General features: G+C 46.5%; 9 protein-coding genes. 5 read left to right on the forward strand and 4 right to left on the reverse strand.

What is annotated here, in order from left to right; genetic code table 11:
* The first annotated feature begins 358 nt into the window (after positions 1-358).
* The 5 genes from JMX92_RS08435 (at position 359) to JMX92_RS08455 (ending at position 8,159) form a co-directional block, all read left to right on the forward strand.
* A complete protein-coding gene (locus tag JMX92_RS08435) occupies positions 359-2,122 on the forward strand; it encodes a TolC family protein (protein WP_201545166.1) in 1,764 nt (587 codons plus the stop codon).
* Positions 2,123-2,182: 60 nt separating this feature from the next.
* On the forward strand, positions 2,183-3,256 hold the full coding sequence (locus tag JMX92_RS08440; protein WP_011959933.1) for an HlyD family secretion protein: 1,074 nt from the start codon (positions 2,183-2,185) through the stop codon (positions 3,254-3,256).
* Between the two features lie 28 nt (positions 3,257-3,284).
* On the forward strand, positions 3,285-4,760 hold the full coding sequence (locus JMX92_RS08445) for an ABC transporter permease (RefSeq protein ID WP_201545169.1): 1,476 nt from the start codon (positions 3,285-3,287) through the stop codon (positions 4,758-4,760).
* On the forward strand, positions 4,760-6,250 hold the full coding sequence (locus JMX92_RS08450; RefSeq protein WP_201545170.1) for an ABC transporter permease: 1,491 nt from the start codon (positions 4,760-4,762) through the stop codon (positions 6,248-6,250). The genes JMX92_RS08445 and JMX92_RS08450 overlap by 1 nt, the downstream gene beginning before the upstream one ends.
* Before the next feature lie 136 nt (positions 6,251-6,386).
* The gene (locus JMX92_RS08455) at positions 6,387-8,159 is read left to right on the forward strand and encodes a potassium/proton antiporter (RefSeq protein ID WP_201545172.1); all 1,773 of its coding nucleotides are present in this window, start codon (positions 6,387-6,389) and stop codon (positions 8,157-8,159) included.
* A gap of 61 nt (positions 8,160-8,220) precedes the next feature.
* Here the strand turns inward: JMX92_RS08455 and JMX92_RS08460 are convergent, their stop codons facing one another.
* From JMX92_RS08460 to JMX92_RS08475, 4 genes are all read right to left on the reverse strand, one after another.
* Positions 8,221-8,895: a DUF938 domain-containing protein gene (locus tag JMX92_RS08460; RefSeq protein ID WP_201545174.1), complete on the reverse strand. Its 675-nt coding sequence runs from the start codon at positions 8,893-8,895 to the stop codon at positions 8,221-8,223.
* Between the two features lie 70 nt (positions 8,896-8,965).
* Entirely contained in the window at positions 8,966-9,430 is a 465-nt protein-coding gene (locus JMX92_RS08465; protein ID WP_201545175.1) for a flavodoxin family protein, read from the reverse strand.
* Position 9,431: 1 nt separating this feature from the next.
* The gene (locus JMX92_RS08470; RefSeq protein ID WP_201545177.1) at positions 9,432-9,845 is read right to left on the reverse strand and encodes an OsmC family protein; all 414 of its coding nucleotides are present in this window, start codon (positions 9,843-9,845) and stop codon (positions 9,432-9,434) included.
* 274 nt (positions 9,846-10,119) lie between these two features.
* The gene (locus tag JMX92_RS08475) at positions 10,120-10,902 is read right to left on the reverse strand and encodes a glucose 1-dehydrogenase (RefSeq protein WP_201545179.1); all 783 of its coding nucleotides are present in this window, start codon (positions 10,900-10,902) and stop codon (positions 10,120-10,122) included.
* Between the last annotated feature and the right edge of the window lie 271 nt (positions 10,903-11,173).

An 11,173-nucleotide genomic window follows, 5' to 3' on the forward strand; every position in this document is an offset into this window, starting at 1 on the left:
CTGCGTTTTTGTCTCCAAGCAAAAACACAGCCTTTTTTTATGGCCATTGATGAGGCTTCCATATTGGGGTTAAAGGCTGTTTTTAACCCTGTCAATACACGCCATACCTGCTTGTACGGCTTTTTTGTTGGTGGTGTTTATGGCTATATTGCGCTAAGACATGCTAAAAGGACTGGTCGGACGTATTTATAACTTCAAATAAGCTTTTTAGCAGGCTATTATAATGAACCCAAATCAAGATATGCGCTTGGCGCCTGATTAATCCATGGTTTAGGCGTCATCACTAACCAAAAATCATTAAATAAAACTGATACACTCTCTACCTCCAACTCATCCCTTTTATTAGCCAGTTGCCGTTATGTCATTACTTAAGTTAAAGCGCTCTGAGACTGTAAAACCGCAAGCCTCTTTTGTGAGACGCCCTTGTGCGCCTACCTCGTATCATATATTGACGCATTATGCTAAGCGGCTCAATAGGCATGCTGCGTATTTGGCTCCCTTATCTTGGCAGCTTTCGGTGGCCGTAAGTCTCAGTGCCCTATCAACCATAGGCCACACGGCACCTATAAATAGTGGCAGCGATGAGTATGTCTTGTCACCGCAAAGCCCCACTTATCAAAACCCCATCCCGGCGACCAATGTAAAAAAGATTGGCGAAAATCTAGACAAAGGCAGCTATCAAACCATACCGTTACACAGCATTGTCGACCCAGCTTCAGGGGTGGCCATTGATGATGTGTATACCATTGATGTACCCGACAAAATCAGTCTACAACAAGCCCAAAACGTATTAATGCAAGTGTCACCCAAACTTGCCAGCAACAATGCCGGTATTGCAGCAAATGAGCTGCAATCTGAAGCTACCAAAGGTCTCAACCAACCGCTGATTTTTTTACGGGCTGGCGCTACCCGATATAGTGTGGATGCAGATGTGGATTTAACCGGTCTTAAATCCGGTATCAATGACAGCGTAAACCAAGCAATTCAAGACAATCCTATTTTACAAAATATTGATCCTAATATTGTTAATGCCATTCCGCCCATCATCAGTGACCGCCTACCCGATGAATATAATATAAAACGCAGTGGTACAAATACCAGCGCAGGTGTTGCCATGCTGTGGCCGGTGTATACCGCTGGGCGCACCCAAGCGGTCACTGATCTGGCAGATGCGCGCACTGAAGAGAGCCAAGCGGACGCCTTACTTGATAAGGACGACCTGCAAGCAACCTTAATTAATCGCTACTTCACCGCTCAGCTTGCCATGCTCGCTGCTTACTTACGTGAAGATGCCTTAAATACGGTGAAAGAAACCGATCATATGGCGCAAAGATACCTAGAGGAAGGCTTTATATCAGGCGTTGAAAGACTAGAGGCGAAGACAGCGTTAGCAGAGGCTGAAAGTGAGGCGCTAAAAGCGCGCAATAATGCTCAATTAGCCATGACTGCCCTGCAGCGCCTATTGCGCTCACCAACACCCATCAAGCCTACCAGCCCATTGTTTGTCTCCTCAAAGCCTCTACCTCCCTTAAAGTACTTCCAAGATTTGGCCTTAAAAAACCATCCCGGTCTTAAAAAAGTCGATGCCAAATACGCCCAAGCAGAATCTTTAACCAGCTTATCCAACACCGGTTATAAGCCGACCGTTACCTTATTCGGTTATCATGAAATTGACAAGGATCCCAGCTGGATTGCGGGGGTTTCTGCCAGTTGGAAGCTGTGGGGTGGCTTGGACAAAGGCGCACAGCATGCTTCTGGTCAAGCACAAATGCGCCAAGCCTTATTGGCCAAAATCGATGTGAGTGACAACATCTTATTGTTAGTAGAAAAAAACTGGCAATCGGTAGAAAATGCCCGGGTCCGTTTCCAGTCATTAAACAGTAATGTGCTGCTGTCTCAAGAGTTACTACGCTACAAGCAACTGGGCATGAAAGAGGGGGTGAATACCGCCCTTGATGTGACTACTGCGCAAACCAAGTACTTGCAAGCCCGCACCGAGCAAGCTGCTGCGGCCAATGATTATGTACAGGCGCTTGCCGCTTTAATGCAAAGCATTGGTACCCCAGAGGCCTTTAACGAATATATGGCCGTGGCCGATATTAAGCTGCCCACGGTTTATTAGCGCTAAGCGCCGCTACACGCCTTAACCTTTTTACTTTTATTTTATCTTCAGGATAAATACATGAGCACCTCAAACACGAGCCCCTCAAAAAAGCCCAGCCCAACCATGCTAAGAAACATCATAATCACCTTAGTTGTGGCTGGGATAATAGCGCTGATTATTTATGGCTTAAATAAAAGTTCACAAAGTAACGAAAAACCTATCGTGGTGCAAGGCCAAATGGAGATGCAGTCCACCGCCATTGCCGCAAAAGTGCCGGGACGCATCGCCAAGATATTGGTCACTGAAGGTGATAATGTCACTGCGGGTCAACAGCTGATTGAGATGGATTCACCTGAGATTACTGCCAAAATGAACCAGGCTTTAGCTGCCCGAGACATGGCCCAAAGCCAGCTGGATAAAGCACAAAATGGTGCCCGTCCGCAAGAAATTGGCCAAGCCAAAGCAGCCTGGCAAGCCAACCAAGCCGCAGCAGACTTAGCCAAGAGTACTTATGAGCGTGTTAATCGTCTTTATGAAGAGGGACTAATGGCACGTCAAAAGCGCGATGAAGCCTATACTCAGTATGTGGCCAACCAAGATAAAGCTGACGCCGCCCGCTTACAATATGACTTGGCCGTAGAAGGGGCTCGTGAAGAAGATAAAGCGGGTGCTAAAGCACAGGTGGCCCAAGTAGATGGTAAGATTGAAGAGGCACAAGCGGCGCAAAATGAGGCCAACTTAAAAAGCCCCATTGCCGGCATAGTTGATGATGTGATTGTCAATCCAGGTGAGGTCATCGGCCAAGGCGTCCCCATCATGACTTTGGTCGATCCCAATCAGCAGTGGGTGGTACTCAATGTGACAGAAAACCTATTAAATCAGTTTAGCATTGGCACCCAGTTTGTCGGCCAAGTACCAGCGCTGTCTCGTCCTGATGCCCCTTATAAGATGACTTTTAAAGTATTTAACACCGCCGCCTTGTCTGACTTTGCTACTTGGCGCGCCACCAATACCGAAGATAACTTTGATGTGCGTACCTTTGAGGTCAAAGCGCGTCCCGTCACTGCTGACCCCAAGATTCGCTCGGGCATGAGCGTGGTGGTAGAGCTTGATGCCAGTGCCTCTAATAAAAAAACCAACCGTGTTAACTAAATCAGATTGGATAGGCTAAGGCTAGATTATGTCTGCATCTTCCGGTAATCACAGCACACCGCCTAAGATTGTCTTTGGTGATAAAGACAATCGCAAGGCCTCACTGTGGTCAGTGTTCTTACGCAGTGCGTGCTATGAAGGTCGCTTCTTGCAGCACCACTCGTGGGACTTTGTCATGCTATTGTGGCTGCCTTTAGCGACCATCTTAAGCATATGGTGGATATTTTCTAAGCCTTATATCGTCGATCTGCCCATTGGCGTTATTGAAGATAGTCGCAGCGCCTACTCTCGCACCCTTACCCGCTACCTCGATGCCAGCCCTGATATCAAAGTTGAGCAGCTGTATACCGATATTGCTCAGGTCAACGAGGATATCTTGACCAAAAAGATATATGGGGTGGTCATCATTCCATCAGATTTTGCCGATCAAATTAATAAAGCAGCCCCTTCACCGATTATCTTAAAGGTTAATGCGCAGTATGGTACCCATTCAGGTATCATTCAAAAAGGGGTGCAGGCTGTGGTAGGTACGCTATCAGCAGGGGTGGAGATTAAGCGCACTGTCAAGCAAGGCAGTTATATAGAGCAGGCTAAGATTAGCTACTCGCCCATTGGTGTCGAGCGCATAAGCTTATTTAATATAGGAGCCAACTATCAGCAGTTCTTGGCCTCCACCGTGATTCCCGCTTTATTACATATTTTGGCCATGATTATTGGGGCGACGACCATTGGCCGCGAGATTAGGGATAAAACCTTCTCACAGTGGTACCACACCATCGTCTATCCGGACATGCCTTATCCTGATTTTAAAGCGCTCAAGCATCTCCCGCCAGCACAAAAACTGGCAAAAATGCAGGCAGATCTTGATGCTAGCTGGCAAGGCCCGATTGATTATAACGCATTGAGCACCCAGACTTTTGTACCCACTTCTACCTCAAGCCTCAGTGCAGTACCAGCCCCTATCAGCACCACCCAATTGGGACAGCCGCGTATGCCACAAACAGTGTCTATCTTGGCGCTGGTGGTCGGTCTAAATGGCAAGCTTATCTGGGCGCTATTGTTTTATATGATGTGGGCAGGGCTGATGCTACTCTTAGCGGTGTCCGTGCATCCGGCCAGCGCTGCGGCCATCTTGATTGTATTTGCTGCCTTTATAGCTCTGATGATGATCTCTTTGTGGGTGGGCGCCATTTTTACTTTGAACAGTTATTCGCTGCGTATGGGGCTCTCAAGTACCGGCTTTGTCTCTGCGCCATCGTTTGCCTTCGCGGGTGTCACTTTTCCGCTATTGGCAATGAGTGAAGGCGCCCAGCGCTGGGCCAATGCTCTACCCTTAACCCATTATCTACGGATTCACTTAACCCAATTACAAATGTCGGCACCGGTTTCAGTGGCGCTACCCACACTCGCCGGCCTAATAGTGGCTGTGGTGGTCACTTTGGTACTTACCGCCTTATTATGTATCCGCGCCTTTAAAAATCCGCAACGCTGGGGAGCCCGCTAATGTCCAATCTCCCTTTGAACCCAAAACAGCCACATGAAGACAATGATGGTGCCTTAGACACTACCCAACAAGGCAGTAGCAATTTGCACACTGACTTGAATCATGAGTCATCACAACAGGCTGCGTTAGACCCTGCCCCTTTAGACAAGAAGCCGTTACATCAAGACCCAACAGATAACAGCTCAATCAATCAAGACCCACTATCACAAGATAAGCTGCCAAGCTATCAGACAGATGCTGCACACTGTGATGTGAGTCAGTTACGAGCAGAGCCTGCTTTATCATCTGAATCAAAAGGCCCCTCACAGCCACGCTCAAGTGTGGATAAAAAGCCGACAGCTATGATCAGCCACAGCAGTTTTATTGAAGGATTCTTAGGCACATTAGCATTGGCTTTTAAGGACAAAGGCGTGCTATTAATGCTGATTTTTGCGCCAATAATTTATGGGTTCTTCTACCCCTGGCCTTATGGTAGTGAGGTGGTGCAGCAGGTGCCAGTTGGTGTGGTCGATTATGATCACAGCAAATTATCAAAGACCATTACCCGCTATAGCGATGCCCATCCCAACATCAAGGTGACCCCTTATCTTACCCAAACAGATGCCTTAAATGCCCTGTATGATGAGCAAATTGCCGGCTATTTGATTATCCCTCGTGATTTAGAAAAAGACGTCTACGCCAGCAAGCCTGCACATGTGTCTATTTTGGGCAATAACAGTTACTTTTTATTAAATAAACAGCTGCAATTGGGCTTTACCACAGCCGTCTCCACCGTGTCAGCGGGCATAGAGATTAAGCGCAGTGTGGCCCAAGGTGCTTATATGCCAACAGCCAAGGTAAGTACTCAAGCGGTGCCTCTGCGCATTGATCCCATGTTTAACCGTACCGAAGGCTATGGCGCTTATGTGGTACCGGCCGTGGCCATTTTGATTTTGCAGCAAACCTTGTTGATGGGCACCTCCTTACTTATTGGCACTTGGTACGAAAACAAAAAACAAAACGCCAGTATCCTAGGCTGGCTTGGCCGTATTGGCGCCTTATCTTTAATTACTTTTACCGTGGCCTGTTTTTATTATGGTTGGGTCTTTAATTTTCAAAATTATTCGCGCGGTCATAATCTGCCGGGTACCTTACTGTTTATGGCAATCTACGCTCCCACTGTGGCGACACTCGGCTGCTTGCTTGGCCTGTGGTTTAAAGAGCGTGAGCGCGGTATGCAGATTCTAATTTTCAGCTCCCTACCCATGTTCTTTTTGAGCGGCTATCCTTGGCCGGTCACTCAGTTGCCTGAGGTGTTACAATATGTGCGTTGGCTATTTCCATCTACCTCAGGGATGAATGCCTCGGTACAATTAAACCAAATGGGCGCCTCTTTAAGTCAAGTTAGTAGTTATCTGTATCACCTACTGGCATTATGGCTGATGTGTTTTATCCTACTAATTTGGGTACAGCATAGACAAATCAAGCGAACTACTGCAGAATCTATCTAGCACGCGCTCATCGCAATTGCTACCGCACCTGATACCTTTTTTATCATTTAATACGCTCAGCGAATTGGCTGGGCGCCTTCTTGCCTAATCAGTTGTGTTAGGCAGCTTACTCTTAGACTCTAGGCTTATTGGACTCATGGAAACCCTAAACATTGTATATTTGGTCAGTGCGATACTTATCTTCTCAAGTATTATGGCCAGTACACTTTCAGCCCGCTTGGGCCTACCCTTACTGCTGCTATTTTTATTGGTGGGTATGTTGGCAGGTGAAGAAGGGATTTTGGGTATTGAGTTCTCCCAGTATGCCATTGCTAACTTTGTGGGGCAGGCGGCATTGGCCTGCATCCTATTAGACGGCGGCTTGCGAACCTCCTTTAAGTCCTTCCGTGTGGGCTTAAAGCCGGCTGTAGTGTTGGCCACTTGGGGTGTATTTGCCACCGTCTTGGTGCTGGGCTTATTCGTCACCTGGCTGCTGGATGTCGACTGGCGTATCGGGCTATTGATGGCAGCCATTGTCGGCTCAACCGATGCAGCGGCAGTATTTTCATTATTACGTAATGGCGGCGTGAAGCTAAACGACCGTGTTCAAGCCACACTAGAGCTTGAATCCGGCGCCAACGATCCTTTTGCTATCTTACTGGTTACAGGCCTAATTGCGCTTAATGTCGATCAAAATAGCCAAACCTTATTAGGGTTTGTGAGCTTATTGGCGCAGCAATTGGGCTTTGGGATGCTCATGGGGCTATTATTTGGTTATCTGTTATCGAAGATGTTGCCTAAGCTACATCTGGCGGTCGGCATGTATGCCATTTTAATTATGTCGGCAGGTCTGGCTGTGTTTGCTGCGACCAACTTAATTGGTGGTAGTGGTTTCTTGGCGGTATATTTGGCCGGTATTTTAGTAGGTAATAATAAAGTACGCGCCACTGAGCATGTGTTAAGGGTTATGGACAGCTTTGCTTGGTTATCACAAGCCGTACTGTTCGTGGTGCTGGGCTTATTGGTGACCCCCTCAAACGTGCTCAACGTCTGGCACTACTCTGTGGCCATCGCCGCCTTTATGATTTTGATTGCCCGTCCTATCGCCGTATTCTCAAGCATCAAGCCATTTGGCTTTAAAGATAGAGAAATAGGCTTTATTTCTTGGGTTGGCCTGCGCGGTGCGGTGCCAATTACGCTGGCCATTTTACCGGTGATGGCCGGCCTGCCGGATGCCTTTTTGTTATTTGATATTGCCTTTGGGGTGGTGATTTTATCCTTAGTGCTACAAGGTACCACTATTCCGTTTATGGCTAATTTATTTAAAGTACGTGTACCAAGCAATGCTGAGCCTGATGAAGAGATGGAGATTTGGGTATCAGAGCAGGCCAGTATTACCTTATACGAGTTTGAGGTGAAGCCTGGTGCTTTTGCTATGGGCCGCCACCCCTTGGACATCTACTCGAGTATAAGTGAGGATGAAATTGCCATTTTTGCGTTAATTCGTAATGAAAAAATCGTTATTGTTGATCAAGACACCCGCTTAAAATATGGCGACCGAGTCTGGTATGGCTTAAGGGGTAATCATGCCGCCAAAATCGCTCGTATTTATAATGACATCAAGCTAGATAGGCGCTCAGTGGAAGATTTTTATGGTGACTGGATGATCTCTCCCAATGTTCGGCTTGGTGATCTGCCCTTCTTTGATGAAAGCGTCTCCTCTACCCCGCCGAATACCAAAGTCACTTACGATAAAGATGGCTCACCGGTTAACATGTGGCAACAAACGGTTGCTGAATTTATCAAAGCCAACCTAAATACCGCACCTGTACCTGGAGACACGGTCCAAATCAATGAAGAGTGGTCACTTATTATCAAAGATATTGACGATAAAGGTACCCTACGCACCATTGGTCTGAAGCACTATTAGCGAAATGCTTCCTGTAGGGTCTGCCATACTATTAACGTTAACGTTATATTCACTTGAGGTTTTAAATATCAGATTTTTCAAACACCAATATCTCATTATTGGCCGGCATACTATAGCAATTAACTAAAATTAGATGGTGCTGTTTGGCTAAATGCATAATATCGACTTTGTCACGGATACCACTGTTTGGATCACGCTGACGCAAATGCCTATCAAAGCGCTGATTGCTATCGCTACTATACTGACCGTTGTCATTAAACGGCCCATAGACAATAAATTTGCCATGAGTCGGCAAGGCATCCCCTACCAGCTCAAACAACCTCTCAACCAGCGGCCAAGCAATAATATGCAGGGTATTGGCGGTAAAAACAGCATCGTAGGGCGAACTTTTATCTGGATAAGATGGCGCGCTCATTGCTATGGGCATGCCATCACGGGTCAAATCAAAGGCCAGCGGTGCGTGTAAGTTTGGTGCAGGGTACTTGTCATGCCAACCTTGAATCACCCCATGATTATCCAGCACATCGCTTGTTTGCCACTGCAAATGCGGCAGTCTGGGTGCAAAGTAAACACTATGCTGCCCTGTCCCTGAGCCCACCTCTAATACATAATGATGAGCTGACAACTGGTGCTGCAATACCTCTAAAATAGGCTGTTTATTATTCTCACATGCTTGCGAAAACGGCAGGTGGGCGCTATGACTGATATCTGTATTGCCCAAATTTTGTTGATTCATAACACCCCTCTTAGATAATCAGCCTACGGTCTCTGTGCTGATGATCACTCATAAGCACATAAAACTTGAGTTAATAAATACCTGCCTCAACACCTGCTGCTAACGTCATCGCTAGCTCTGCGACTTGCTTAGCAAATACATCCTGCCACTCACCTTGCAATATCAATGCCTGTTGAACCCACTCCCAGCGCAGTCCTGTGGTTATCGTCTGTAGTGCCCGCTTGGTTCCTGTCCCATCATGACCTGCTCTAATATAGACAGCAAAAGGTAGGCCCTGCTTTTTATCCAGCACTGGATAATAACAGCGATCAAAGAAATCTTTGGTCAGCCCTGCCATATAAGCTAGGTTTTCTGTGGTGCCTAACAATAAAGCGTCAGCAGCAAGCACATCACCAGGCTGAGTCTCTTGTGGCGACTTGAGAATCACCGTAACGTCTAAATCAGAATGATTGGCCCCATCAAAGGCCGCTTGAGCTAACTTTTGGGTATTCGGTGACGGTGCATGCGCAACAATCAGTAAGGTCTTAGCCGACACATTACTCACCACTGGGATAGTGGAAGGTCACGTTTTGTTCAATATCAGGGTGTAGACTTTTTGCCACAGGGCAGCTAAAAGCCGCGGCTTCAAGTCTGTTTTTGGTGCGCTCATCAAGCGGCTGATTAAAGGTAATGACCACTTGAATTTCTTTTACTCGGCGGGGTTTGTCCGCCATGATCTTAGTCACTTCAGCACGTGTGCCTGTCACGTCTATATCCATGGCCTCGGCTTTGATACCGATGATGGTCAGCATGCAACTAGCAAGGCTCGTCGCTAATAGATCGGTCGGCGAAAACGCCTCCCCTTTACCATGATTGTCCGTTGGCGCATCGGTGATGATTTGATTGTTTGACTGTAGATGTAAGGCTTGGGTACGTAGATTGCCTTGGTATTCAACTGTAGAGGTAGTCATAAAAGCTCCTTAAAAACTCTCGTGCTTAATAAACAATTATTACATATTACGGCATAGCCTATCAGGCTAAAAATGAAAAACATAAGCCATAAATCCAGGCAGTAAAGTATTTTCGTCTAAATTAACTTTTTGACTATCAGGTTATTCAACCAGTCGCTATCCATCTTTAATCTATGTAAATACAGAACCTTAATTTAAAAGTACTGCATAGAGTAACGGGTAGCACTTTTACCTTGACTTGACTATAAAAGGGCAAGTTTAAGAGTTGCTATTATCAATCTAACGTCTGCGTGCCACCACCATTTACAAATAAGGTCTGTCCACTCACCCACTCAGATATGGGAGAGGCAAAGTACAGCATGGCCCCTGCAATATCTTCAGGTTCGCCTAAGCGCTTAATTGGAGTATGCTCTAATATCTTATCTTCAAGCTCAGGCGTTAACACCGTTTGCAGAGCGTCTGTTTTGGTGGCGCCTGGTCCTACGGCATTAATGCGTACTTCTGGGCCAAAGTCGTGAGCAAGGTTTGCGACCATATGATTAACCGCAGCTTTTGAGCTGGCATAACCGCTCATGTTAGGGCTTTTATTGATGCTGGCCATAGAGGTCGTGAAGATAATAGAGCCATAACCTGCTTTTTTCATATGTGGCATAACCAGCTGACATAGACGCCAACCGCTAAATACGTTCAGCTCAAAATCACGTTTAAAATCACTAACGTCTATCTCAAAGGGGCTTTCTTTTCCGCCGCCCCCGCCGCCAGCATTATTAATCAGGATATGAACCGCACCGAATGTCTCAATGGTTTTATCAACAAGATTGGTTAAGTTATCATCTTTTAAAATATTGCACTCAATGGCCAATGCTTGAGCATCTGTGTCCTCTAGAGCAGTTATCTCTTTAGCGACTTTTTGTGCATCGTCTAATTTTAGGTCGGCAATAACGACATTAGCACCGTGCTGGGCAAGTAGGATAGCAGATGCTTTGCCGATACCATTGGCGCCACCGGTCACAATAGCTGTCTTATTGGTTAAATCGAATAGTTTGGAAGGAGTCATAGCAGTAGTACTTTTGTTAATGTTGATAGATAGACACCATAACAAAAGTAGTGGGCTGTATGGGTAAGCGATTGTTTGCTTTGGGTAGAACACCTTGGATTAAGCCCCAGAAAGCAACATACAAATCTCTTATAGAGCACATAAAAAAAGCCCCCATTCGGATGAATGGGGGCTTTTAGGTATAGGGAGCTGACGATGACCTACTCTCACATGGGCGAACCACACTACCATTGGCGCGACGATGTTTCACTTCTGAGTTCGAGAAGGGATC

The sequence above is a fragment of the Psychrobacter sp. H7-1 genome, from assembly GCF_904846585.1.
Classification (GTDB): domain Bacteria; phylum Pseudomonadota; class Gammaproteobacteria; order Pseudomonadales; family Moraxellaceae; genus Psychrobacter; species Psychrobacter raelei.